The 25,601-nt window shown below is 32.9% G+C and carries 22 protein-coding genes and 1 pseudogene; 7 read left to right on the forward strand and 16 right to left on the reverse strand.

The annotated features are described in order from the left end of the window. Window positions 1-162 precede the first annotated feature (162 nt). The 3 genes from ACQY63_RS05125 to ACQY63_RS05135 form a co-directional block, all read right to left on the reverse strand. Window positions 163-1,311, reverse strand: coding sequence for a hypothetical protein (locus ACQY63_RS05125; RefSeq protein WP_022164810.1), 1,149 nt, complete (start codon window positions 1,309-1,311; stop codon window positions 163-165). A 455-nt stretch (window positions 1,312-1,766) separates the two neighbouring features. Continuing rightward, the gene (locus ACQY63_RS05130) at window positions 1,767-2,075 is read right to left on the reverse strand and encodes an AzlD domain-containing protein (protein ID WP_302689591.1); all 309 of its coding nucleotides are present in this window, start codon (window positions 2,073-2,075) and stop codon (window positions 1,767-1,769) included. Next, window positions 2,065-2,781, reverse strand: a complete 717-nt coding sequence (locus tag ACQY63_RS05135) for an AzlC family ABC transporter permease (RefSeq protein WP_022164811.1) — start codon at window positions 2,779-2,781, stop codon at window positions 2,065-2,067. Before ACQY63_RS05135 ends, ACQY63_RS05130 begins: the two co-directional genes overlap by 11 nt. A gap of 327 nt (window positions 2,782-3,108) precedes the next feature. Between ACQY63_RS05135 and ACQY63_RS05140 the strand changes: the two genes are divergently transcribed. Beyond that, on the forward strand, window positions 3,109-3,510 hold the full coding sequence (locus tag ACQY63_RS05140; RefSeq protein WP_022164812.1) for a pyridoxal biosynthesis lyase PdxS: 402 nt from the start codon (window positions 3,109-3,111) through the stop codon (window positions 3,508-3,510). Between the two features lie 9 nt (window positions 3,511-3,519). Next, the gene (gene pdxT, locus ACQY63_RS05145) at window positions 3,520-4,083 is read left to right on the forward strand and encodes a pyridoxal 5'-phosphate synthase glutaminase subunit PdxT (protein WP_022164813.1); all 564 of its coding nucleotides are present in this window, start codon (window positions 3,520-3,522) and stop codon (window positions 4,081-4,083) included. A gap of 88 nt (window positions 4,084-4,171) precedes the next feature. Here pdxT and ACQY63_RS05150 read toward each other — a convergent pair. The 7 genes and pseudogenes from ACQY63_RS05150 to ACQY63_RS05180 form a co-directional block, all read right to left on the reverse strand. Continuing rightward, window positions 4,172-5,595 (reverse strand): IS3 family transposase gene (locus tag ACQY63_RS05150; RefSeq protein ID WP_428244771.1). Its coding sequence is split into 2 segments (ribosomal slippage): window positions 4,172-5,106 and window positions 5,106-5,595, totalling 1,425 coding nucleotides; the frame shifts between segments, so codons are not numbered across the junction. Window positions 5,596-5,686: 91 nt separating this feature from the next. Beyond that, window positions 5,687-6,121, reverse strand: coding sequence for a hypothetical protein (locus tag ACQY63_RS05155; RefSeq protein WP_428244823.1), 435 nt, complete (start codon window positions 6,119-6,121; stop codon window positions 5,687-5,689). A 9-nt stretch (window positions 6,122-6,130) separates the two neighbouring features. After that, window positions 6,131-6,655: a hypothetical protein gene (locus tag ACQY63_RS05160; protein WP_428244824.1), complete on the reverse strand. Its 525-nt coding sequence runs from the start codon at window positions 6,653-6,655 to the stop codon at window positions 6,131-6,133. Between the two features lie 24 nt (window positions 6,656-6,679). Next, a pseudogene (locus ACQY63_RS05165) lies at window positions 6,680-6,793 on the reverse strand (RHS repeat-associated core domain-containing protein); the annotation flags it as partial. A 669-nt stretch (window positions 6,794-7,462) separates the two neighbouring features. Continuing rightward, window positions 7,463-9,667 carry a glucose PTS transporter subunit IIA gene (locus ACQY63_RS05170; protein WP_428244825.1) on the reverse strand — a complete coding sequence of 735 codons (2,205 nt, stop codon included), beginning with the start codon at window positions 9,665-9,667 and terminating at the stop codon, window positions 7,463-7,465. 221 nt (window positions 9,668-9,888) lie between these two features. After that, window positions 9,889-10,953, reverse strand: coding sequence for an FUSC family protein (locus ACQY63_RS05175; protein ID WP_412622489.1), 1,065 nt, complete (start codon window positions 10,951-10,953; stop codon window positions 9,889-9,891). A 269-nt stretch (window positions 10,954-11,222) separates the two neighbouring features. Next, window positions 11,223-11,654, reverse strand: a complete 432-nt coding sequence (locus tag ACQY63_RS05180) for a MarR family winged helix-turn-helix transcriptional regulator (RefSeq protein ID WP_302689570.1) — start codon at window positions 11,652-11,654, stop codon at window positions 11,223-11,225. A 274-nt stretch (window positions 11,655-11,928) separates the two neighbouring features. On the opposite strand from ACQY63_RS05180, the gene ACQY63_RS05185 reads away from it, so the two are divergent. Both ACQY63_RS05185 and ACQY63_RS05190 read left to right on the forward strand, forming a co-directional pair. Beyond that, window positions 11,929-12,378, forward strand: a complete 450-nt coding sequence (locus tag ACQY63_RS05185; RefSeq protein WP_022164969.1) for a MarR family winged helix-turn-helix transcriptional regulator — start codon at window positions 11,929-11,931, stop codon at window positions 12,376-12,378. 24 nt (window positions 12,379-12,402) lie between these two features. Further along, entirely contained in the window at window positions 12,403-13,731 is a 1,329-nt protein-coding gene (locus ACQY63_RS05190) for an MATE family efflux transporter (protein WP_412622491.1), read from the forward strand. Between the two features lie 329 nt (window positions 13,732-14,060). On the opposite strand, the gene nagB is transcribed toward ACQY63_RS05190, so the two are convergent. The 6 genes from nagB to ACQY63_RS05220 form a co-directional block, all read right to left on the reverse strand. Continuing rightward, the gene (nagB, locus tag ACQY63_RS05195; RefSeq protein WP_022164971.1) at window positions 14,061-14,789 is read right to left on the reverse strand and encodes a glucosamine-6-phosphate deaminase; all 729 of its coding nucleotides are present in this window, start codon (window positions 14,787-14,789) and stop codon (window positions 14,061-14,063) included. A gap of 131 nt (window positions 14,790-14,920) precedes the next feature. Next, window positions 14,921-15,787: an HAD family hydrolase gene (locus tag ACQY63_RS05200; RefSeq protein ID WP_117998768.1), complete on the reverse strand. Its 867-nt coding sequence runs from the start codon at window positions 15,785-15,787 to the stop codon at window positions 14,921-14,923. After that, complete coding sequence (locus ACQY63_RS05205; protein ID WP_412334377.1) at window positions 15,771-18,092, reverse strand: glycoside hydrolase family 65 protein; 2,322 nt, start codon at window positions 18,090-18,092, stop codon at window positions 15,771-15,773. Before ACQY63_RS05205 ends, ACQY63_RS05200 begins: the two co-directional genes overlap by 17 nt. 28 nt (window positions 18,093-18,120) lie before the next feature. Beyond that, window positions 18,121-18,993, reverse strand: coding sequence for a carbohydrate ABC transporter permease (locus ACQY63_RS05210; protein ID WP_022164974.1), 873 nt, complete (start codon window positions 18,991-18,993; stop codon window positions 18,121-18,123). A gap of 2 nt (window positions 18,994-18,995) precedes the next feature. Next, window positions 18,996-19,880 carry a carbohydrate ABC transporter permease gene (locus ACQY63_RS05215; RefSeq protein WP_022164975.1) on the reverse strand — a complete coding sequence of 295 codons (885 nt, stop codon included), beginning with the start codon at window positions 19,878-19,880 and terminating at the stop codon, window positions 18,996-18,998. Between the two features lie 89 nt (window positions 19,881-19,969). Further along, window positions 19,970-21,301: an ABC transporter substrate-binding protein gene (locus tag ACQY63_RS05220; RefSeq protein WP_412622497.1), complete on the reverse strand. Its 1,332-nt coding sequence runs from the start codon at window positions 21,299-21,301 to the stop codon at window positions 19,970-19,972. A 237-nt stretch (window positions 21,302-21,538) separates the two neighbouring features. Here ACQY63_RS05220 and ACQY63_RS05225 point away from each other — a divergent pair, with 237 nt between their 5' ends. The 3 genes from ACQY63_RS05225 to ACQY63_RS05235 are packed head-to-tail and all read left to right on the forward strand — an operon-like array spanning window position 21,539 to window position 25,551. Then, entirely contained in the window at window positions 21,539-23,350 is a 1,812-nt protein-coding gene (locus ACQY63_RS05225) for a cache domain-containing sensor histidine kinase (protein ID WP_303000510.1), read from the forward strand. A 13-nt stretch (window positions 23,351-23,363) separates the two neighbouring features. Beyond that, entirely contained in the window at window positions 23,364-24,890 is a 1,527-nt protein-coding gene (locus tag ACQY63_RS05230; protein ID WP_290988550.1) for a response regulator, read from the forward strand. A gap of 49 nt (window positions 24,891-24,939) precedes the next feature. After that, entirely contained in the window at window positions 24,940-25,551 is a 612-nt protein-coding gene (locus tag ACQY63_RS05235; protein WP_412622499.1) for a YesL family protein, read from the forward strand. Window positions 25,552-25,601: the final 50 nt, after the last annotated feature.

Consider the following 25,601-nt stretch of genomic DNA (forward strand, 5'->3'; position numbering starts at 1 on the left):
TTCTTTCGTAATTTACAATCAGTATAATTTTAAAAATATTTTTATGCAACGAAAATCTGAAATTTAAACAAAGAATGTTACTTGCGACATTCTGAAGGAATTTCTTATTACAAAAAATGAGGGGCTGTATGCCCCTCAAAGTTATTTTGTCTGTTTATGAAATTATTTTGCCTGTTTATATTTAAATGTTGCAAGACCATATGATTTTGAATCAGCTGGTGTAACCTTGAAATAGTATGTACCTTTCTTCCAGCCACCCCATGTTGTTATCTTGCTCTTGCTACCATACCATCTAAATGTCATGTTCTTTATTGCTTTTCCTTTTTTATTGCAAATCTGAAGTTTCCAAACTCCTGTTACATCACCACTCAAGTCAAAATAAGGATGGCGATTCTTCTTTAAGGAAATCTTATACCATTTTGCCGACTTATCTCCCGGTGTAATTAAACATTTTGCTGACTTTTTATTCTTAATAGTAATTGCTTTTTTTCTATTTGTAGCCATTTTTACTTTTACGGCTGTATTCTTAATACTAATAGACTGTAAAGTATTGGCATTAATACCATTTGATTTTGTTACAAAATAGTAAACTGCACCCTTCTTTACATAAACATTATATTTGTAACTATAAATTGATGATACCCACTGTTCAGTAAGAATATCACTCTTCTTCTGATTCTTAAATGTTAAATAACTTCCCCACTTATATGGTAATGATACTGTAACTTTTCCTGTTGCTTCTGCCTTATACTTAAATGTATAAATATCTGAGCCCTGATTTCTGTAATACTTAATTGTCTGACCAGACTTAATAGTTCTTTCTGCTCTTGGGAAAAATCTATATGATACTGTAATTGAGTCAGTAAACTGCTCATTATTAGGTGTATAGAATGAGTTTGTTTCCAAACGTAAATAATATGTATTCTTTGAACCTAAAGCTACATATTTTGTGATGTTTGAATCTCCCACATTAAAACTATCATACAAGCCTGATACCTTGTTTGTACAAGCTGCATCTGTGTAAAGTGTCATGTAAAAAGTCTTTTCTACTTTGTTTGCCTTTACATTTATTTCTAATGCACCACTTTCATTAACTTTAACAGGAATCACTACTCCTGCTGTGTTATATAAAAGTTTTTTCTCTAAAACAGTGTCCTGATTAAAAGTATATGACTGTGTTACCGCCTTCTCACTACCTGTCATTGCTCGTGTTGGTGTTACTGTAGTTGCTGCCATCGTTGTAAATGTCATTGCTAACATCATAACAAGCATAGCTGAAGCAACTGTTAATAGTTTTGTAATCTTTTTCATAATTACCTCCTGATATTTTTTTATTTGGAGATTATTATACTTTATAAATATATTTAATTTCAACTGATTTTACATCTTTTTAACTAAAATTTGCTATTTTTCCTATTGTTTTATTGTTTATTATTTTTCTTTCCTGTTTTTCACCTTGTTTTCTTTTTTTAACTTTGTTTTTAGCAAATAAATCTCTGCACAACTTAGCATCGCAAATAATACAAACTGCAGTACACAATTATATTCAATATAATTTCCACTTTTTATTCCCCGCCTTTTCATTTTTCTAACGTTACACAAAATGGCGGTGTTGCTATTTTGACTAAAAAATATTATATGATGCATCCTGATAATAAAGTTAAGATGCTATCCATTAAAGAAAAAGCTATGGACTAACTGTTAAGTTTAACTTGTATAAACTTAATGCTAATCCATAGCTTTTTAATGTTTTATAAATTAATTTTTTAATGTATTATAAGTTCTACAATAAATACAAGTACGCAACTTGTAACTGCAACCTGAAATAAATTACCGCCTTTCCAAGCTAAAATCACTGCTCCTATTAAAGCAATTAAACCTGACCACATAGTCTGTGTGGATGTTAGTATTGCCGGGAAAGTCATTACAGCCAATGTAACATAAGGCACATAATATAAAAAAGATTTAATGAATTTGTTATTAATTTCTTTTCTAATCAAGGTTAAAGGAAGCACTCTGATTAAATATGTTGCTAATGACATAGCCAAAATATATACATATATGTTATTCATGATTCTCCTCCTTTACCGGAAATAATATTGCCGCAACTGTTGCAATAATTACAGTTAGTATCATTATTTTGATTCCGGAAGATATTCCCTTGAAAACTGACAATGTACTAAAAATATAACTTAACACAAAACTTACAATAATTACTCCTGCCACTATTTTATTTTTCCTGCTTTCCGGTATGATACAGGCAATAAACATGCCATACAAGCCTACACTTAATGCACTGACAGCTCTTAGTGGTAGGGCATTTCCCATAATCACTCCCAGTGCTGTGCCAACTACCCAGCCTGGAGAAGCAACAGCTATTAATCCAAACATATAATATGGATCCAGCTTTCCTGAAACAGATATTGAGGCACCAAATATTTCGTCAGTTATAAAATATCCCATTACAAGTCTTTTCCACATTGGTGTATCTGCGGGAATTTTCTGACTTAATGAACATGACATAAGCAGGTATCTTGCATTTGCTATCATTTCCATCAATACCATTACCAAAATGTTAGCATTTGCACCTATTAATGTAAAAGCTATGTATTCTCCTGCTGATGCATGAAGACCGAAACTTGTTACTGCCGCCTGAAATGCTGTAATTCCAACATTTTTTGCCTGAATTCCTAATGTAAAAGATACAGCAAAATACCCTAATGCAATAGGGATTCCACCTTTTAATCCTTTACAAAAATTACTCTTGTGATTCTCTATCATTTTTACTTAATCTCTCATTCTTTATTTTATCTTATGAAAGTGTTTACAGGTCTTTTTGTTTTTTCAAAAAAATCTTTCTTACAACCTAATAGATTATAACTTTAAACCATATTTTAATCAATGTGAAATATTCAATCTATATTTTTCACTTTATCCTGTTTTTTTCGTTCTTTTACTTTTCTTACATCTTTTATATTTTTGTTCCGCATCTTAATCTGGTCTTATTGTTTATGTATTTTTTGGTTATTTTGCTATACCCACTTTTCGTATTATGATTTTTTCCATAAGATTTCTACAACAAAAGGAATTAGACATAGGAGGTTCAAAATGAGCGAAAGATATCAGTTAAACAAAGAATTGGCACAAATGTTAAAGGGTGGCGTTATTATGGACGTTACAACACCTGAGCAAGCAAAAATTGCAGAAGCTGCAGGAGCCTGTGCAGTTATGGCACTTGAAAGAATCCCAGCAGACATTAGAGCTGCCGGCGGTGTTGCTACTCCTGCTGATGCTGCGTTAATGATGCAACTTGGTGCTGAGGGTGTATTCGTTGGCTCAGGTATTTTCAAATCAGGAAATCCTGAAAAACGTGCTAACGCTATTGTTAAGGCAGTTACAAACTACACTGATGCCAAACTTATCGCAGAACTTTCTGAAGATTTAGGTGAAGCAATGGTTGGAATCAATGAACAGGAAATTGCTCTTTTAATGGCAGAACGTGGTAAGTAGGAGGCTTTTATGACTATTGGTATTTTGGCAGTTCAGGGAGCTTTCATAGAACAGGCAGAGGTTTTAGAAAAACTTGGCGTTTCATCTATTGAATTACGAAAAGCCTCTGACCTTGAAAACCATATTGATGGACTTATTTTACCGGGTGGAGAAAGTACAGTTCAGGGAAAACTCCTCCGGGAACTTGGAATGTATGATATTTTAAAAGAAAAAATCGAAAATGAGCTGCCTGTTTTGGCAACCTGTGCCGGCATGATTCTTTTGGCTTCTCAAATTGACAATGACACTACAAGTCATTTTGGCACAATTCCAATGACCGTTAAGCGTAACGCCTACGGCAGACAGCTTGGAAGCTTTCATACTACAGGAACTGTAAAAAATATCGGTGAAGTTCCAATGACTTTCATTCGCGCCCCTTACGTTTCAGACACTACAGACGCTGTTGAAACATTGGCTGTTGTTGATGGCAAAACCGTTGGTGTAAAATATAAAAATCAAATGGCTTTTGCTTTTCATCCTGAATTAGATGACGATTTACAGATACATAAAGCTTTTATTGAGCTAATCAAATAAAAAAAGTCGGAAATATAGAACGTATGATGTGACCCCAAAAAGTTAGACTTTTATTGCGTAACAGGTTTTAATATCTGTTACGCATTTTTTATGCAACCAAGAGGCTGAGTCTGTATTGGACTGGACTCAACCATCCTAGTTTTTCTTTAATTCTTTTTTCATTGTAATATCTTATATATTTTTCAATTTCAGTTTTCAATTCTTCATAACTGTAATAAACAGTTCCATAGTATATTTCTTGTTTAAGCAGACCAAAGAAATTTTCCATGACTGAATTATCAAGGCAATTACCTTTTCGTGACATGCTTTGAAATATTTTCTCTTCTCTAAGTCTATGTGAATAAGCTTTCATCTGATATGCCCATCCTTGATCTGAGTGAAAGGTCCTTCGAAATGGGCAGTCAGAAGTTACCTCAATGGCTTCATTTAGTGCATTCATCACATTTGCTGCTGAAGGACGTTTATCTATTCCATAACTTATTATTTCACCATTGAACATATCCATGAATGGATCTAAATATAGCTTATGCATTGTCATTTTACCTTTAGAATCTACTTCATAGTATTTAAACTCTGTTGTATCAGTTGTAATCTTCTGATGAGGTATATGTGTATTAAATCTTCTTTTGATTCTATTAGGAGCAACCGTTCCAATTCTACCTTTGTAAGAACTATATTTACGGCTCTTCCTCGTAAATGACATCACCTGAAGATTATATTTCTGCATAATGCGTTGAACCTTCTTCTTGTTCACGATATAGCCTTGATTACGGAGTTCACCACACATGCGACGGTAGCCATAATCTTTGTTACGTTTATGTATTTCATGAATCTTTTCTTCTAATTCTATATCTGGATTTTCTCTATCAAATCTTTTTTGCCAATACATATATGTTGCCTTTGGAAAACCAACAACTGCGAGAATGTCTTTTAGTTTGAATTCTCCCCGGAGGCTGTGGACGATTCTCGCTGTTTTTTCAGAAGAGCTTCCTCCTCTAAACGCAGCCTCCTCAGTTCTTTTAAATATGCATTCTCTATTCTAAGCTTAAGAATTTCATCTTCAAGTTCTTTTACATGTTCAGTACTGGTATCAACTGGAACTGTAGTTGTATCTTGTTCAATATTTAACTTTTTGTTTGATGTACCCAATGTTTTCTTGCGACCTTTCTTATGTGGTCTCAATGCATCAGGACCGGCGATCTGGAAATCATTTACCCACTTACAGATTTGAGAGGGATTATATATTCCTTCACGAAGAGCCAGCTCCTGATATGAGAGTTCACTTGTTAAATATAATTCTACAACAGAAAGCTTCTTTTCAAAAGAGTATTTATCTTGTTTTCGCGAACGCATAAGTCCTTTGTCACCATGAGTTTCATAATTCCGAACCCATTTCTTAATGTTTGACCAGGCAGGTACACCATATCGTTTGGCTAAGTATTCATAGCCACCTTCACCACTAAGATATGCTTCAACAACCTGCTTTTTGAATTCATAACTGTATTTTGCCATAAAAATACCGACCTCCAATCGTTAGATTTTTAGGTCTAACTTTTGGGGGTCGGTACAGTAATATCTATATTTCCGGCTTTTAAAATTCATTTTAATATTGATTTAAATTATTTAATATTTCTTCCATTTCATCACTGGTAAAACACCTATCTCTTTCCACTGGGAATTTATTATACTTTGGAAAAAGAAAACGCTTTCCAGCTGTCTTTATGACAAAACTTTTTACTGTCTCCTCCAATCTAACCTGTCCATTTATATAATATTTTTTCAATGTGGAATAAAATATAACGCTACCTGTTTTGTATTCAACTTTATATATAGTAATCATATTATTATAATATATAAGAAATAAAATCATAATAGTTGCAACTATGAATCCTGCTATTAAAATTAATATGTCTTCCCAGCTCTTTGCTATAACCATTGCTAATGCTTCAAAGCAAAAAAGTATAAAAGCCATTATCACAATCATCACTAATGACCTTCTCTCCATTTTTCTTAATTTATTCTTTTCTATTGTCATCATTACCTCACCTTATAATTTTATTTTCTTCTTTTTATAATAATATTTAATTGTTTTTTTAAACCTTGACACTTTAATTTTAACATAGTTCTTTTTCTTTGTGTACTTATATGTGAATCCCCATTTACTTTTCTTTTTAGTTTGATTTCTTTTCATTTTATCTAATGATTTATAACTTACATATCCTATTTCTTTTGTATATGTAAAACTAGAGCCCAAAGTTACTGGAAATAAACTTGCTGATCCACCCCCTGATCCTTTTGCTCCTCCTCTCATATTTGCAAAATCAAATGATATTCCTGTTGAAACATATGCTCCCCAAGAATAAGCTGCTGATAAATCTAGCCCCCATCCTAACATTTCTTTAAGACTTTTCATACGTGGAAACCATACAAAAGCCACTGAGCAACTAGCCGAAGCATTTATTTGGAATTGTACCCCTGGTGTAACTGTTACATTAAAGCCATGTTCATTTGCATTCACTCCAAAGCTGAGAACTCCACCCAATACACATGCTGCTTGTAATTCCAAATACACACCAACTACCCAATGTCCACTCGGATCAACATAATTTATCGGATTTCCAGCACAATATGCATATAGATTCCATGTATTTTTGTCAGTTCCTGTGCCTCTATAGGTATCCTGGCTTAAAAATTCTCCATCATTTGAATCATAATATCTTGTCTTCTATAATTAAAATTTTCATTCTGCCACCTCCTGAAATACTTAATTTATAAGTTTTTTCTCTTCAACTCAATTTCATAGGTTATTTAACACTATCAGGGTTCATTTTTAATTTGTCCCCGATAGCCAACCATTAATTTATAACTATTTTCTTACACGTATTTCTACTTTATTTAATCATAAATATTTTTTTAATTCTGTGTAATAACTATTATTCTGCGCAATAGCTATTATGCCAATATCAATCCTACAAAAGAAACATTAAACGAATATTAAATTTTCTCAATTTGCTATTCCTAACATAATCCTTGATTTTTTCAACTTACTATCCCAGAGCTAGTCCTTGAAATAGTTAATAATTTATATAACTTATTAATATATGAAAAACTCAAATCAATCATTTATACAACAATATATAACAGAGCAAAGAATGTCGCTTGCGACATTCTACGCAACCAGCGCGTGCCTATTTAGCAATATTTTTCCATTCGTGCGAGTGCGCATCCAAAGTGGAACGTTTCTTATTACATAATAAAAGATGCAGATTAAAGAACATATCTTTTTTCTGCATCTTAATTTTTCATATTTTATATCTGTTTTTATTTTGTATCTACGGCTATTTTATTTTTAACTTTTTAAATTTCCAAACCTTACCCTCTACTTATAAATATCAATCGCGAAAAGTTCTTCTCCGGCTTTGACTTCTCCTACTTTTATTACTCGGATTTTCTCATTGTCTTTTAATTCCGTACACATAACCGGTGTATCAAGAGATGGTGCATTTTTCTTCAAATAATCAATGTCAATTTTCATTATTGGCTCGCCTTTTTTCACCTTCTCACCCTTTTGTTTTAGAATTTCAAAACCTTTTCCCTGTAGCTTTACAGTATCAATTCCCACATGGATAATCAGGCTCACCCCATCATCTGTTGTAAAACCTATTGCATGTTTTGTATCGAAGACAAAAGAAATCTCACCATCTGCTGGAGCCTTAATAACACTATCTGTTGGTGTAACTGCTACTCCGTCTCCCATCATTCTGCTTGCAAAGGCCTCGTCATTTACTTCACTTAAATCTTTTGCCACGCCTATAACTGGACTATAGATAATTTTAGTGTCTAATGGAAACTTTCCAATCTTATCTTCATTATTTTGCTTCTCCAAACTGCCACCATTATTTTCACTACTGTTAATTCTTTCATGCCTGCTATCGTTGCTGTTTCCAGACTTCTCACCAACATATTCTATATTTTCCGCAGTTTCTAAATAATCTTCCAAATTAGATTTTATTACAGTAACTTTCGGTCCATAAATAATCTGCACGCCGTTGCCTTTGTGAATTACTCCCGAAGCTCCAGATGCTTTTAAAATATCATCATTTACAAGTTCAGATTTAAAAACCGTACATCTAAGTCTTGTTGCACAGCAATCTACATCCGAAATATTTTTCTTGCCACCTAGTCCATTGCAAATCATTTGGGAAATTTTGTCTGCTGCTTCTTCATTTGCAGATTTATCATTCTGCCAATCGTTCTTACCTTTTTTTGCTTCCACATCACTTCTGTTATAAAGCTTTACTTCATCGCTATCATCTCTACCTGGAGTTTTCAAATCCATTTTTTTAATAAGAAGTGTAAAAAGAAAATAATACACGATAAAATACACTACACCAACTACCACAATCCATATCCAGCTTGTCTTTCTGTTTCCCTGCATTATTCCAAATAGAAACATATCAATAAGTCCACCTGAAAAAGTCATTCCTACGCCAACGTTAAATAAATGCATAAGCATATATGCAAGTCCTGCCAACACACAATGTATTCCGTAAAGAACAGGTGCTACAAAAAGAAATGTAAATTCAATGGGCTCTGTTATCCCTGTAATCATAGATGTTAAGGCTGCTGACAATAACAAACCTGATACTGCTTTTCTTTTTTCAGGCTTTGCAGTTTTGTATATTGCAAGTGCTGCCCCCGGCAGTCCAAAAATCATTAAAGGGAATTTACCTGACATGAATCTGGTTGCAGAAACTGCAAATTTTGAAACAGTTGGATCTGCTAACTGGGCAAAGAAAATATTCTGAGCCCCTTCAATTAACTGGCCGCCAACTTCCATGGTTCCACCCACTCCTGTTTGCCAGAACGGTAAATAAAATACATGATGCAAACCAAATGGTATAAGAAGTCTTTCCATAAATCCGTACACCCATGTGCCAACATAACCTGAATTAAGAACAAATTCCCCCACAGAATATATACCGTTTTGTATTACCGGCCAAACAAAAAACATTAAAATTCCTACCAATGTGTAAACCAACGCACTAATAATGGGTACAAACCTAGTACCTCCAAAAAAGGACAACACCTGATGTAATTGAATTTTGTAAAATCTGTTGTGAAGTGCCGCCACACCTAAACCTACAATAATTCCACCAAACACACCCATTTGAAGAGAGGTAATACCTACTACATCGGCTGTTGCACCCCTAAGCATATTTTCCGCTCCACCGTTAATTGTAATCATGGCTCCAATTGATGCATGCATTATAAAAAAAGCAATTGCTGCTGAAAGTGCTGCAACTTCTTTTTCTTTTTTTGCCATACCAATTGCCACGCCCATTGCAAAAATAATAGGTAGGTTGGTAAATACAATATTCCCTGCATCACTAAGAACTCTGAAAATCCCATTTGCAATTGTTCCCGGTCCCATTAACTTCCACAAACCATAGGCTTTAAGCATTGTTTCATTTGTGAAGGAACTGCCAATTCCAAGCAATAACCCAGCCACAGGTAGTATTGCAATAGGCAACATAAATGATCTTCCTATACGTTGCAACACACCAAAAATTTTATCTTTCATAAAAAACTCCTTTTACCAAGAATAACTTTTATTCATCTAATTATTATTCTTAATAAAAGGAGTCAGTTTATACCTGCTAAAATATATTCGATTTGGAAACTTTTGTAATTATCACTTTCAACTATTTTATATTAAACTATACTTTGTTATTATTCTAATTTGAATTTTTCTTCTCTTAAATTTCTTAATTATACATCTATATTTTTTTGTTTTAAGCATTGTTATTCCGTTATTAAATTTTCTTTTCTATTTTTTATATATGAAAATACATTATTAAATACATGGTCAAACAAAACTGTATATAATGAAGCAAAAATATTTGCACAAATTCTTAACAATACTGCTGTCTTTACACCGAAAATTCCAGAGGCAATATACAACGCTCCAAATGTATTGTAAACTGTCTGCCATGAATAGCCGGCTGAATAACCAACACCAATTCCACCTATAATTCCAATATATGGATGCACCCACTTAGGGAGGGCATAGTAAAGGGCAACAAATATTAGGCTGCCCACAATGTTAAATGGTGCTCTTTTCTTTGCCTTTGGTGCAATGTCACTGGAAAATGGAACACATACTGACATGCAGGCAATTCCTACCCACATTGCCCTTGGTATATTTAAAAGATTAATAATTAACATTGCTGTTGAAACTGTAAGTGTTAATTTTAAATACCAGTTATTTCTAGCAGAGTGTATATTGAATTCTCTAAAAATATCCATAAAACCTCTTTTATGAGGTCTGTTTTTCTGATTTTTATAAAAAACCCCCATACAAATTAGCATACCTACAACAAGGCTGACTACACGTAACTGATAACTTTTTCCTGAAACATCGTAACCTTGAAGTAATAAATATCCCAGTACAAAAGTTGAATGATTGTACATTATTACATTATGGCATCCAAACATCATTAGTAAAAATATGCAAACAATATTAATAAGAAAGGCTGTAAAAGGATCAACCATGTTGCTTAACCTTGGACCGACTATTAATATTGCAAATATCCCGGCTATTGAGATTAGTCCATGGGTTGTTTTTATTCCAAAATCTGCCTGTCGCAACACAAGTATTGCAAGAAGTACCACAACTCCCGGCACACTGTTGTCATTTCCAAAAATCATGCTAAATGCTGTTACTACCAAAAAGCAAAATGCTACAACCAAATATACTTTGAAATTATAAATTAAAATGTGTCGTGTTTTTTCTTTTTTGTCTGTTGTGTTTTTTATTAATTGTTTTGAGCCTGTTGAGCTTAACTGTAATTCCTGATAAAACGTCATCTTCTATTCCTTTCATTTATGTTAAACAACTTTTAATAATCCGCGGCTAATAAAATTTAGCTATCACCAATCTGTATTTGCTAAAATTAAACTATTTCCAAATCTGCGTCTAATAAAATTACGAAAGCACGCTCCCGCTGCTTCCACCTCGTAGCGGTTCTATCAAGCCGACTACGCTGCCTTGATGAACCGACGGGTTCCAAGCACTTTCTTTAATTTTTATTAACCGCAGATTTTGTTTATATTTTCGATTTTATATTGTTGGCGGTTTATTTTGCCAATATACTATTTGCCTGTTTTATTAGTTTGAATAATTGTTCAAATTCTTCCTCCGCCATATTTTCCTTTAATGCATATAGTGGATTTAAATAATAGTAATACATATCATCAATTTCTTTTTTTCCTTTTTCAGTTATTATCAATGTATAACTTCTTTTATCCTCATTTGTGCGGATTTTTTCTATAAGCTGCTTGCTCTCTAGTTGCTCTATTAATCTGCTTATGATTGTTTTGCTTATGCCCATTGCATCTTTTAAGTAACCGGGTGTTACTTTTTCTTTGGACAAGGCAACTCTAAACAGCATATCCAGTTCCTGTGCTGATGTACTCTGACCTTTGTGGGCTTTCTTTATTGCCATACTACTGAAGAATCTAAGCTCTCCATGTTTTTCTATCATGTCTTTCCAATTTTTATCTTTCATTTTCTGTTACTTCCTATTTCTTTCTTTTTAAAATAGTTCACTTTATGAACTATTTATTTAAGTAATATATACTATTTTATATATTTAGTCAAGAAAAAATTAGTGATTTACTAAAACATAATAGTTGACACAAGTCCGAAATCATACTAGAATGTGTAAAGTATGCTTTCGGACTTATTAAGCCTATTTATTTTTATAAATGCAAATATTTTAAATTATTTTACCTAACTTATTTATTAATAAGATTTAGTTACAATTGCAAAGGAGTATTGTTATGGAACAATTTAATAAAGCATATATCAGCCCTAACTTAATGGCATTTAACAGAATTTATCAGACTTTTGATGGCATCTATCATGACATAGCTTTGAAGCTTGGATTATCTGATAGCGGATTTGTAATCTTATATACTATTTGCGAAACAGGTGACGGTTGCCTGCAAAAAGACCTAAGCACTATGCTTTCAATGTCAAAACAGACAATCAATTCATCTATCCGTAGATTGGAAAAAGATGATTTTTTAACCTTAACCAGCGGTAAGGGACGACAAATGCACATTTACCTTACCCCAAAGGGCAGACAGTTTTGTGAAAAAAAAATCTTTCCTCTCATAGCTATGGAAAATAAAGCTTTTTCCTGTATGAAGAAAGATGAATGCAACTTAATGTTGAAACTTTTTAACGACTACTGTCAGGCTTTAAAAGACAGTATCTCTAAGCTTTAACCAAATTATTATTTAGGAGAAAACATGAATATACAATTATCAGATCATTTTACTTATAAAAAATTATTTAGATTCGTACTACCATCAATTGTTATGATGATTTTTACATCTATTTACAGTGTTGTAGACGGGCTTTTCGTATCTAACTTTGTTGGGAAAACCGCCTTTGCATCTGTCAATCTTATTATGCCACTTATGATGGGACTTTCTGCGCTGGGCTTTATGATTGGTACAGGTGGTAGTGCCATTGTGGCAGCAACCCTTGGTAAAGGTCAGAAGAAAAAAGCTAATGAATACTTTTCAATGCTTGTTTATACAACTTTAATTGGCGGCATTGTTGTTTCAATATTAGGATTTTTCTTAGTTAAGCCAATCGCCATTGCTCTTGGTGCCACAGGTGACCTGCTTAACAACTGTTTGATTTACGGAAGAATTTCTTTTATTTCATTAACTGCATTTATGCTTCAAAATGTATTTCAAAGTTTCTTTGTAACTGCTACTAAGCCAAAGCTTGGCTTGTGCGTAATCGTGTCTGCGGGAGTTACTAACATGATTCTTGATTTTGTGTTTATTTACATTTTGCAAATGGGCGTTGCCGGTGCTGCTTGTGCAACAGTTTGTGGTGAATTTATTGGTGGGCTTGTTCCTATTATTTATTTTTCAAGAAAAAACTCAAGTTTGCTAAGACTTGGCAAACCTGTTTTTTCAGGAAGAATTTTGCTTAAAGCGTGCACAAATGGTTCATCAGAATTAATGACTAATTTATCAAGCTCCGTTGTTAATTCCTTATACAATTTGCAGCTTATGAAATTTGCAGGTGAAGACGGGATTGCAGCATACGGAACTATTATGTATGTAAACTTTATATTCGCTGCTATATTTATCGGCTACTCAATTGGTAGTGCTCCAATTGTAAGTTATCATTACGGTGCCAAGAACCATATTGAGCTAAAAAATCTATTTAAAAAAAGTCTGTCATTTATTAGCATATGTGGTGTATGTTTAACGATTCTTTCTTTTTCAATAGCATCACCATTGTCTAAACTTTTTGTAGGTTATGACAAGGATTTGTTTGCCCTAACAGTTCACGGTTTCAGAATTTATTGCCTTACATTCCTTGTTAACGGCTTTAATATATATGGTTCTTCATTCTTTACAGCACTAAACAACGGTCTAATATCAGCTACTATTTCTTTCTTAAGAACACTGGTATTTCAGATTATTGTTGTAATGACACTTCCAATCCTATTTGGAATTAACGGTATTTGGATTGCCGTTGCTGTTGCAGAACTTTTAACATTGTGCTTTACAGCCTTCTTCTTTATTAACAAACGAAAAGTATATCATTACTAAAAGTTAATTTTTACAACACAAAACATCCCTTGCGATGTTCTTCACACTGGATGCGTACTTAATCGCAACTAATTTATTTTCACACCTAAGTGTGTCTTTATTGGAATAACGGAAATTCTCGAAGAATTTCCATTACATATTAAAAGGGATTAGCCATTGTTACACAAACTAACAGTGGCTAATCCCTTTTTATGAAATACACTTTTTTGAAATATTCTTTTGCGAATTTCACTTTATGAAATACACTTTCCTTGTAGATTTCACTTCATGCTATTTTATCTTATGTAATTATTATTTGTTTGATTAAACAAATTTTCTCTATAAGTAAATTATTGAATATACTTAGCAGCATCTTTATCTACAATAACTGTTACATGATTATGTAACTGTAAAATTGATGCCGGTACCTTTGGAGTTACAGGTCCAAAGAAAGCTTCCTTAACAATCTCAGCCTTGTTGGCTCCGCTGGCAATAAGTAAAATATGCTTTGACTGCATAATTGACTTGATTCCCATTGTAAATGCCTTTTCAGGCACTTTTTCTCCCGGTTTGAAAAGTCTCTGATTTGCATCTTTTGTACTTTGAGTAAGTTCAACACAATGTGTCATCTTCTCAAATGATTCGCCCGGTTCATTAAAACCTATGTGACCATTTAAGCCAATTCCTAATAATTGCATGTCAATGCCACCTAACTTTTCAATGATGCCGTTGTAGCGTTCACATTCAGCTTCTTCGTCTTCTGCCATACCGTTTGGTAAATATGTATTTTTCTTATCAATATTAATTCTGTCAAAAAGATTTTCATTCATAAAGAATCTGTAGCTTTGTTCGTGAGTTCCCTCTAAGCCCTTGTATTCATCCAGATTAACAGTTTTTGTCTGAGAAAAATCTATATCACCTTTTTTGTACCAGTTTACAAGCTGATTATATGTTCCAATAGGAGTCTCACCTGTTGCCAAACCAATTACTGAGCCCGGCTTTAAAATCACCTGTGCTGACAAATAATTAGCTGCTTTTCTACTCATGTCCTTGTAATCATCTGCTATGATAATTTTCATCGTTTCGCTCCTTTTATAACTAACAATTAAACCATTGTTACAATTCATTTATTCCTGTTTATTTTTCTTATGTATTCTGACTTTTATCAGTTCTTTTTATCTTTTGTTCTTATCAATTTTACTCTTGATTACTACTGATTCTGCTCTTTTAGGAAATTGATAAATGTATCAACGCTACCGCCTACTACCTGAATCTTTTCAGGTCTTGTTCCTTCAAGTAATGATACATCAAAGAAATCACCATTCTTTGTTTTTTCTGTTAGCATAAAACTGTCACTTCCATACAAGCCTTCTTCTATGCCAACATATTCATCACCCCAAAATGAACAATCCTCAGGCAAAATGCCTTCCTTAGAAATTTCTTCAAAAATAGTATCAACATTGTCGCTTTTACATGAAATACCAACTTCCAAATATTTTGCATCACATGTAGCTGACACTTCCATGCCATTTTCTTTTCCGATTTTTTCTGAAATGTCAATTAAATCTCTTAAACCATTTTTTAAACCATGGTCACTAAGAAGTGTTTTTAATTTTGACATTTCATCTGCCTGCATAAATAACTGATCACCACGTAAATCTTCTACCATTAAATCAATTTTGCAGTAATTGGGTCTTGAAAAAACTATATCAGTTTTCAAGCCATATTCTTTTAACAGATATCTGTGAACCTGATAACATATATCATGTATTTTTAGCAAATCTTCATCCTTTGGAATACAGTCTGCAAAAACTTCCGGCTTACCATCAACCATTTGGTAATTAAAAGCACCTCTGCCTAAACCTAAATAAAGATTTTCATTTTCTTCTTTTGTAAAATACTTATGAATTTCTCCACCGGCAATCTTATCGTATGTAGTTCCACTAACAATGATTAATTTTATGCCTTTCTGTAGAAGCGGTTTCATTGCCTGAACTGTTTCTTCCACAGGTGCCTGTCTTGACATAACTGCTGTTCCGTCCCAATCGAAAAATATGGCTTTATATTTTTTGTACATATTTTTCTCCTTTCTTCAATGTCAGGCTTTCACCTAAACTTTCAAAACTGATTTCCACATCATTAAGTAACTGATAAGTTACATCCTCTTTTGTAATCTTTATGCTTAAATCACTTCCCTTATATTGAATATTAAATTCATAAGAGTTCCACTGATTTGGAATCTTTGGATTAATTTCTAAATAACCTCTGTTTGATCTTACGCCTGCAAAACCAAATACAATGCCCTGCCATGTACCTGCCATGTTTGCAGCATGGATACCTGCATAAAAGTTGTTATGCATATCCTCTAAGTCCATTGTTGCAGACTGTGAGAAATATTTATATGCTTCATCATCATATCCAATCTGACTTGCCAAAATTCCAAAAATACATGTTGATAAAGATGAATGATGCAATGTAACTGTCTGATAAAAATCATAATTTCTCTTTAACTCTTCGTTAGTAAAGTAATTGCTGTAAAGTAACATACCAAGAATTGCGTCTGCCTGCTTAGCCATCTTCTGTCTGTAAACAAACAGTGGATGATAATTTTCATAAAGCAAATGTCTCTTTTCTTCAGGTATCTTACTTTCATCCCATGGCTTTCTCATAAGGAAGCCGTCATCCTGTGGATAAATCTGCAATTTTTCATCGTATGGGAAATACATATTCTCAATAATTCTTTCCCAATACTCAACTTCATCTTCACTGAAATCTAACTTCTTAACTAACTTGTTGTAAGCTTCCTTATCTAATTCTTTTACTTTATTTAAAGCCCAAACTGCACTTCTTAAATTTTCTCTGGCAATTAAGTTAGTGTAGAAATTGTTATCTACAATTGCGTTATATTCGTCAGGTCCTGTTACTGCACAAATGCAATATTTATTATCCTTGCACTCTGCAAAACAGCCAACATCTGCCCATACTCTTGCTGTTTCAATTAAAACTTCTGCTCCTTTTTCAATTAAGAAGTCATAGTCTCCTGTAATATCAAAATACAATTTGTAAGCATAGGCAATATCACCGTTTATATGATACTGTGCTGTACCAAGTGGGAAATATGTTGACGCTTCCTCTCCATTAATTGTTCTCCATGGATATAATGCTCCCTTTGTGTGACCGAGAATTCTAGCTCTATCTCTTGCCGCATCTAAAGTATCATATCTGTAAGTTAATAACTGTTTTGCAAGTTCTGCGTCAGTGTAAATGAAAACAGGTAGTACATACATTTCTGTATCCCAAAAGTAGTGACCTTCATAACCTTCACCACTTAAACCTTTGGCGCCCATACCTGTTCTACCATCACGACCTGCTGACTGCATAATGTGGAACAAATTAAATCTGATACCCTGCTGTAACTGATCATCGCCTTCAATCTTAATGTCAGCCTTCTTCCAGAACTCCTGCATGTATTCTTTTTGTAATTTTTCTAAGCCGTCAAAACCTAATTCATTTCCTTTTTCTAATTTTTCCTGAATAAAGCCATATAACTTGTCTTTATCCATATCTAAGTCAGATGAATAAGCTATGATTTTTTCAAAAGTATATTCTTCATTCCCTGTTACATCTAATTGATATGTAACAACAGCAGTTTCTTCCTGAATATCTTTATCTGTAATTTCTCCACCACACTTACAAACACTTCCACATGCCATTGTAAATTTGTTATTTTTCACTTCTGCTTCATATATAAGTGTGTCACCCTTAACATCAAGTCCTCTTGGAATTAAATGTTTTCCATAAGGGCCATAATCAATTAATGGGTTTGTAGTGCTTGTGTGATTTTCCACTGCTCCATCAAAGAATGAATTTATCTTAACTTTTCCACTGAAATTTAATGGTGTAAATTTAATCTGTATACCCATTAAATTCTTATCACTAAAAGACACTAATCTTTTAAAAGTTACTTTTACTTCTTTGCCTTTAGGTGATTTCCAGTAAACATTTCTTATAACTTCACCGTCCTCCATCAAAAGGCTTCTCTCATATTCTTTGATTTCTCCTGTAAATAAATCAAATGGTTCATCATCAAATATGAGAGTTGTCTTTTTTAGATTAGGAAGGTTAAGTAATGATTGGCTTTTTTTAGGGAATCCAAAATTCCACTCGCCATATCTTATATTCTCACTTTCATAGAAACCATTAATAAAGTTTCCCTCTAAACCTTCATCTACTGTAAAAGGATAACCTTCATCAAAAGTTCCTCTTGTACCGATATATCCATTAGAAAGAGCAAATGTTGTCTCATTTCTATAATTCCATTCTTTTAAAAATTTTTTCTCTGTAACTTTCCAGCTTTCTACCGGATATGTATTTTTTTCCATTATAAGCCTCCATAATTTTCTCTAAAATTTAGCCCTTAACAGCTCCTGCTGTTAAACTTTCCATAACCTGTTTCTGTAATATAATAAAGAAAATAATTGTTGGTAATACTGTTATAACTACCGCCGCAAACAGTGCTGAATAATTGTTTGCAAATGTTCCTAAATAATAATTTAATGCAATTGGAACTGTTCTTGCTGTGTCTCCACTTGTGAGCATTAATGCAAAGTAGAACTCGTTCCATGTATTAATAAACTGAAGCATTGCTATTGTTGCAAATCCAGGTTTTGCTAAAGGAAGAATTACCTTTGTAAAAGACTGTATAAATGATGCTCCGTCAATATATGCTGATTCTTCAAGTGCTAAAGGAATTGTTTTATAATAACTTGTCATTACGAAGAATGACATTGGAATTCCCATGGCCGCGTAGACTATAATTAGTCCAAGTTTTGTATCATATATACCCAATGTTTTGAACATTGAGAATAATGGCTGTGATATAGCCTGTGCAGGTAACATTAATGATGCTGAAATCATAAGTACAAGCAAAGGTTTTAATTTAAAGTTGTATCTTGCAGTAACATAGGCACACATTCCTACTACAATAAGTGTTACAAGAACGCTGACACCTACTACAATTACACTGTTTAAAAAGTATTTCTGAATAGGTGCATATTTAAATGCATCTACATAGTTTGAGAAATGGAATGCCTTAGGTAATGATAATGCTGAGGCATTGATTTCCGCATAAGTTTTAAATGAACTTAATGCTGCCCATATAATTGGTCCAATTGATATAAATACAATTAGAAGAAGGAATAAATATTTAAATATGCTTAGAACAACCCTTAAGGCAGCCGGCTGTTTTTTTAATGATTTCGGTCCGCTTACTTTTTCTGCCATCTTTATACCTCCTCTAAATCTTTTTTCTGGTTAAATAGTTTCTGAATTAAAATTACTAAAACTAAACCTAATATAATCTGTACAACACCAACTGCATTTGCCTTACCATAATTGTTCTCTAAAGTAATTATCTTGTACAAATACATTGGCAGGTTCAACGTACTGTTACCAGGTCCGCCCTTGGTTGTCATATAAATAATGTCAAACTGTGATACCATTGCAACTGAAGCTAAAATTACACATGTTCCAAATGCATTCTTCATTAATGGAATTGTTATGTATCTGTCAGCCTGTCCCGGTGTTGCTCCGTCTACCTGTGCTGCTTCGTAAATGTCAGGGCTTATTGCCTGCATTTCACCTAAGAAAATTAACATGTTAAATCCTGAATAAAATACCCATGTTGCTGTTACTGTCCAGAATGCATATTTTGAATTACCAAAAAGGTTAATTACCATTGTTGTGTCAATTCCTAATTTCTCGTATATCATTTTTACTACACCGAATGTAGGATTTAATAATAATGAATACATTACTGCTGTTGCAGCTGTAGGTATAATGTTAGGTATTACATAAGCTACTCTTGTAAATTTCCAGCCTCTTGGTTTTCTTCTTAAAATAAGAGCCATAATAAAACCAATAGAAACATGTAATGTTGACTGTATTAACACCCATTTTAATGTGTTAATAATTGCGACTTTGAAATCCGGATCTGCAAAAATTGTTTTAAAATTATCCAATCCCTGAAATACCGGTGACTGTGCCACTGAATAATTACAAAATGATGTAACTATAACCATTATCAAAGGTATTGCATACACTATGCAAAATAGAATCACACAGGGTAATGCAAATGCCAATATCCATCCTTTTTTATTTTTTGTAGACATTTTCTCACTATCCTTTCACAAAAAAAGACTGTCCCATATAATTTTCTTTGTGATTATTTATATGAGACAGTCATCAACCTTAATTTACTTTAATTTTTCTTAGCTGCGTCTGATAATTTCTTACAGAATTCTTTTGGTGTAATGTTTCCATAAGCTAATTCAGGCAACTGATTTGAGAATACATCAATAACATTCTGATACCAGTAAGCTTGGTTCTGACCGTATGTGTACTTAGCTTTTGACTGAATCTCTAATACGTCTGCCATTAATGGATCTGAATCTTTAAGAGACTGTGGTACTTCAATGTTGCTTGATACTGGCTGCAATCCTGCCATTTCTAATGCTTTAATCTGATTTTCAGCAGATGTTTCGAATTTTAAGAATGCTACTGCTGCTTTAATCTTATCAGGATCCTTTGCACCTACCATGTCACCAGGTGTTGGAACACTTTCCATACCTGAACCTGGAAGAAGCATAATACCAACTTTGTCATAGAAACCTTCAGGAGCTTTGTCTGTGCTCTTGAAATCAGGAATCATCCAAGGTCCATTTGGAAGCATTGCAACTTCTCCGTTAAAGAAGTGTGTAGCCATTGTGTCATATTTTCCGCCAAGTGCATCTGATGTTGTATACTTCTGAAGCATTTTCTGAAGTGTTGCTGTTGCATCTTCAACAACTGATGTATTGTAGTCTGTTGGGTACTGCTTGTTCATAAAGTCGTTTCCTTCTTTTCCTGCTGTACCAATTAAACCGCTGTACCAAAGATTTGATAACCAGCCAAGGTCTGCGCTGTCCATACTTACAGGTGTAATTCCTTTTGCTTTCAACTTATCACATGCTGCAAAGAATTCATCCCATGTTGCATATCCTGTTTTAGGAGCTTCAATTCCTGCTTTCTTAAATAAGTCTTTGTTATAGTAAATGTATGAAATTTCTTTTGATACTGGAATTCCATAAACCTTACCTTTGTATGAGTTAAACTCAAGGTCTGTATCACTAAACATTGCTTTCCATTTTTTGTCATCTTCAAGATACTGTGTTAAGTCCTGAACCTTACCTGACTTAGCAGCTAATGCTGTAATGTTGTTTCCACCATTTAAAACGATGTCTGGTAAATCACCACTTGAAATTAATAATTTAATCTTCTGGTTAAATGCATCTGTTGTAGGAATTTCTTCAAAATTAAATTCAACGTTCTTTCCTTCATCTGTTTTCTTAAATGCATCAAATAAGTATTTGTAGTAATCTGCTGCGTAATCTGTACCTACATGATAGTTAATTACGTTAAGTACTACCTTTCCGTCCTTTGATTTTCCTGAATCACTCTTTGATGTGTCCTTGCTTGAAGAACCACATCCTGTTATAAGTCCTGCTACCATTGTTCCAACAAGTAACAAGCTTAACAATTTCTTCTTTCTCATAAAATATTCCTCCTTCGCTCTGTTTGATGATTACATTATATTTGTTTTTTGTGTGTTTCTGAATAGAATATTTTTACTTAAACTTGTGATTTTTTTACATATTTTTACATTTTTTTGTAATTTTTTGTCTATTTTCCATAAACGCAACTTTTATTATTTTCTTATGTTATAATTAACATAAACAAAAAGCAATACAAATAGGATTCTATTTTATACATTTATACAGAAGAGGTTTACATGACTATTAATAAAGAAAAAACTAATAATGTGAACATTACCGAAATAACAAAAGCCGGCAAAGCTCACACACACAGAAAAAAAATCAAAACACAGGTTACTGCTCTTATTACCATTACAATCGTAGTTGCCCTACTTGTAAGTGGTATTCTTCTTTCTTACAAAACTGCTAAGGAATTTACCAAAAGCTATCAGGAGCAGATGTTACAGGAAGGCCGTTCCACAATTGATGCCATTTCCAATAATATAGATACAATAGATTCTGTATACAGAATACTTACTTTAAATGATTCAGTTTATAAATGGCTGGAAAAAAACTATGAATATAATGCTAATTCATCAGTAGTTTTAAAACAAATGACTTCTGTTCTTATTATGAACAATATATGGGAGAAATCCTACATTAATTCAATATACGTTTATAATAATCAGGGTAGCCAGATTCACGTCTCAAAAGATGAATCTGTTTTATCCACAACAGAGACAACAACAATATATAGAACTTATAATGAGGAAACTCCAACTTTAACAATACGTTCTTTGGATAATTCCAATTGCCTGTATTTCATCAGATCCATTTACAGTTCAGATAGTGGTGAAATTCTAGGCACAGTAATTATTTCCATTGACAAAAAGGAATGGCTTGCTGACTTAACTCAAAGTATTTCTAACGGTTGGCATATTTTTCTATATAATAAAGATGTTGAACTTATTTCCGGGACCGATGGAAATACTACTAAACACGAAATGAATGCACTAAAAAATTCTATTATAAAAAACAGTGACTGGGTATTTTTTGATACAACTTTTAAAGATAATAGTTATCTTGCCCTATCAAACAATATAGAAAAAATGGAACTTAACACTGTAGTTATGGCACCTAAAGCTCAAATATCAAAACAATTATTTAATGTATTACTTCCATATATAGTTGTAATTATTTTAATAATTGTTGCCGTAACAATTATTGCTTTCTTATTTAGTAGGGTTATTACCCGCCCTATAACAGTTATGAAGGGATATGTTGACAGAATAGCTGATGGAAATTATTCAGAACACATTTCTTCCCTTGATGATTACGAAGAGTTCTATTCTCTTCAATTATCAGTTAATAATATGTTAAGCGAAATCCATTCATATCATGATGATATTTTAGAACAAAACATGCTTTTAAAAGATGCAGAAATCAGAGCCTTACAGTCACAGATTAATCCACATTTTCTATTTAATGTGCTTAATACAATGGCTTGGAAAGCTCAGATGTCAGATAATAATGAAATTTATTCCATGGCAATTGCTCTCGGGGAACTGTTAAAAGCCACAGTTATTTCAAGAGATAATTTTGAAGCTACTGTTGAAGATGAATTGTCTTATGTTAGATTTTATAACTATTTACAAAAAATGAGATTTGAAGATAAAATACAGGTATTTTTTGATATTGAACCAAATCTTGATAAATGTCATATACCAATTTTCTCAATTCAAACATTAGTTGAAAATGCTTATGTACATGGCTTGGAGCCAAAAGAAACATCAGGTACTTTAACTATTTCCATAAAGAAAATTAGTGACAATGTTTGTATATCTGTAGTTGATGATGGTGTTGGTTTTACCAAAATTCCAACTTTTGATACCAACGAAACACAGGATGTACAGGTTGGTGGTCACACTCATGTTGGATTAAAAAACCTAAACAGACGTTTATTTCTTATGTATGGAGAAAATTCCAGCTTACATATAGAAAGTATACCAATGGAAAAAACTACAATTTCCTTTATGGTACCATTTAACTTTGAAGATACAACTTTGTAAGGAGGAACACACTATGAAATTTCACTTGTTAATTGTTGATGACGAAGTTGTCATTAGAAAAGGCTTATCTGATTATATTAATTGGGATGCTTATGATTGTCAGGTTACTGCCACTGCCAGTAACGGCAAAGAGGCAATCGAAATTATAGAAAACAACAATATTGACATTGTTTTAACTGATATAAAAATGCCTGTTCTTGATGGTATAGGGCTGGCAGAATATGTTTATGAAAACCACCCTGATATTGCAGTTATTATTTTGTCAGGTTATTCCGAATTTGAATATGCCCAGTCTGCAATTAAATATCAGGTAAACGAATATATATTAAAGCCTGCGGCAAAAGAAAAAATTATTGAATCTGTTCAAAATGTAGCCCAGAAACTGATTACCTCAAGAAGCAACAAAACAATTGATGAAAAGGAATTTGCTTATTTAAAAGATACTGTTTTTCAGGAATTAACAGACTCTTCTGTTGTAACTGAGGATATAAAAAAACGTGCTGCTGAACACGATATTAATTTGAATGGCTTCTATGTTGCGGCCTTTCAATTAGTTGATTCAACAGATTCAATTAATCTGCTTAAAGACACAATTATTGATTTTAAATCCAACGGCTATTGCTACAGATATAATAATCTGATTATAACTATTTATTATGAAACAAACGAAAATTACATAGGGCAGATAGTAGACAACTGTAACCTTGTTATTAACGAATTTTATAAAGAATACAACGAGCCGGTATTTGTTGGCATAAGCGAACATCATAACTGCATTGAAGAATTTGCAGCAGGTGTTTCACAGGCTATTTCGGCTTTGTCGCTATGCTTTTATTCTTCTTCGCACATTGTAACTTACACTGCCAAAGCCGCTGATGGTAATAACAATCTTTCAGCAGAAACTACATTACTTTTACATGATTTTGAAACAGCCATAATACAACTTGACTTTAAGAAATCTAACGATATTGCCTCTGACATTTTCATTAAACTGCAAAGCTCTTTTGCTGATGAAGATACTGCTGTAAATATATGTTTCCAAATTTATTATATTTGCTACAGAGTAGTTTTGAAGTCACATTTGATTTTGCCTGAAAAAGATTACAGTGGCATGATAAATAACTGTTCAGATATTTTTCAGTTAAAAACTTTCATAGGAGATTTACTTAATACCGTTAAACAACTCCTTACTCAATCCACTAAGAAATACAGTGATTTTGTACAGGAAACTATTTCTTACATTCAGGACCATATAGCTGAAGATTTATCTTTGGAAGTTTTAGCAAAAATTGTAAATTCAAATGAATCTTACCTTAGCAGAACTTTTAAGAAAGAATGTGGCATTTCAATAATCAATTACATTACTACTTTGAGAATTGCCTTAGCAAAAGATTTGTTAGCAGGCTCTACTCTTAGAACTTTTGAAATTGCTGATAGTATCGGTATACATGATGCGGCTTATTTTTCTTCTCTTTTTAAGAAGAATACAGGACTTAGTCCAAAAGAATATAGAAATCAGTTTATACATCAAACCAATTAACAATAACTAAAAGAAAGGACTTTCAATTACATTGATTGAGGTGAAAATAATGGGACATATTTTAGATTACGACGGAAAATTTATTAACTTTTTAAACAAAGCTACAGACACTCTAATTGCTACTTTACTTTGGCTTGTATGCTCAATACCTATTATAACCATCGGTGCTTCTACTACAGCCTTTTACTCTGTAATGCTTAAACTTGTAAAAGATGAGGAATCCTACATTACAAAAAGTTTCTTTAAGGCTTTTAAAGAAAACTTCAAAATTGCCACTATTGTCTGGTTAATACTTGGAGTAATCGGAGCTGTTTTACTTACAAGCATTTACATAGTTTTAAATACCAAAACCATTGGCGGTGTATTTCAATATGCACTACCTTTGTATGTGATTATTTTTCTATTCTATTACATGGTTTTAAGTGCTGCCTTTGCATACATTGCCCAGTTCTATGACAGTGTGAGAAGAGTTCTGAAATTATCCTGGCAGTTTGTAGTTAAATATATATGGTCATTCTTAATAATGACAGTTGTAGATATTGTTATGTGGGTAATAGTTATTAAAGGCTTTACAGTTTTTATTGTATTTCTACCTGAAATATCAGGCTTTGTACATGCTTATCTGTTAAATAGAATGTTTACTAAAGAAATCAAGAACTAATTTATGACAATAAAAAACACAGGTAATTTAGATATTTGCTATCCTTCTCC

This window comes from Eubacterium sp. Marseille-QA0814, assembly GCF_965119675.1.
Classification (GTDB): Bacteria; Bacillota; Clostridia; order Lachnospirales; family Lachnospiraceae; genus Eubacterium_G.

Bases quoted from the DNA above. Each gene is read 5' to 3' on its own strand.
- ACQY63_RS05125 (WP_022164810.1), bottom strand. From the start codon at position 1,311: ATGAAAAAGATTACAAAACTATTAACAGTTGCTTCAGCTATGCTTGTT.
- ACQY63_RS05135 (WP_022164811.1), bottom strand. From the start codon at position 2,781: ATGATAGAGAATCACAAGAGTAATTTTTGTAAAGGATTAAAAGGTGGA.
- ACQY63_RS05140 (WP_022164812.1), top strand. From the start codon at position 3,109: ATGAGCGAAAGATATCAGTTAAACAAAGAATTGGCACAAATGTTAAAG.
- pdxT (WP_022164813.1), top strand. From the start codon at position 3,520: ATGACTATTGGTATTTTGGCAGTTCAGGGAGCTTTCATAGAACAGGCA.
- ACQY63_RS05155 (WP_428244823.1), bottom strand. From the start codon at position 6,121: ATGATGACAATAGAAAAGAATAAATTAAGAAAAATGGAGAGAAGGTCA.
- ACQY63_RS05170 (WP_428244825.1), bottom strand. From the start codon at position 9,667: ATGAAAGATAAAATTTTTGGTGTGTTGCAACGTATAGGAAGATCATTT.
- ACQY63_RS05175 (WP_412622489.1), bottom strand. From the start codon at position 10,953: ATGACGTTTTATCAGGAATTACAGTTAAGCTCAACAGGCTCAAAACAA.
- ACQY63_RS05180 (WP_302689570.1), bottom strand. From the start codon at position 11,654: ATGAAAGATAAAAATTGGAAAGACATGATAGAAAAACATGGAGAGCTT.
- ACQY63_RS05185 (WP_022164969.1), top strand. From the start codon at position 11,929: ATGGAACAATTTAATAAAGCATATATCAGCCCTAACTTAATGGCATTT.
- ACQY63_RS05190 (WP_412622491.1), top strand. From the start codon at position 12,403: ATGAATATACAATTATCAGATCATTTTACTTATAAAAAATTATTTAGA.
- nagB (WP_022164971.1), bottom strand. From the start codon at position 14,789: ATGAAAATTATCATAGCAGATGATTACAAGGACATGAGTAGAAAAGCA.
- ACQY63_RS05200 (WP_117998768.1), bottom strand. From the start codon at position 15,787: ATGTACAAAAAATATAAAGCCATATTTTTCGATTGGGACGGAACAGCA.
- ACQY63_RS05205 (WP_412334377.1), bottom strand. From the start codon at position 18,092: ATGGAAAAAAATACATATCCGGTAGAAAGCTGGAAAGTTACAGAGAAA.
- ACQY63_RS05210 (WP_022164974.1), bottom strand. From the start codon at position 18,993: ATGGCAGAAAAAGTAAGCGGACCGAAATCATTAAAAAAACAGCCGGCT.
- ACQY63_RS05215 (WP_022164975.1), bottom strand. From the start codon at position 19,880: ATGTCTACAAAAAATAAAAAAGGATGGATATTGGCATTTGCATTACCC.
- ACQY63_RS05220 (WP_412622497.1), bottom strand. From the start codon at position 21,301: ATGAGAAAGAAGAAATTGTTAAGCTTGTTACTTGTTGGAACAATGGTA.
- ACQY63_RS05225 (WP_303000510.1), top strand. From the start codon at position 21,539: ATGACTATTAATAAAGAAAAAACTAATAATGTGAACATTACCGAAATA.
- ACQY63_RS05230 (WP_290988550.1), top strand. From the start codon at position 23,364: ATGAAATTTCACTTGTTAATTGTTGATGACGAAGTTGTCATTAGAAAA.
- ACQY63_RS05235 (WP_412622499.1), top strand. From the start codon at position 24,940: ATGGGACATATTTTAGATTACGACGGAAAATTTATTAACTTTTTAAAC.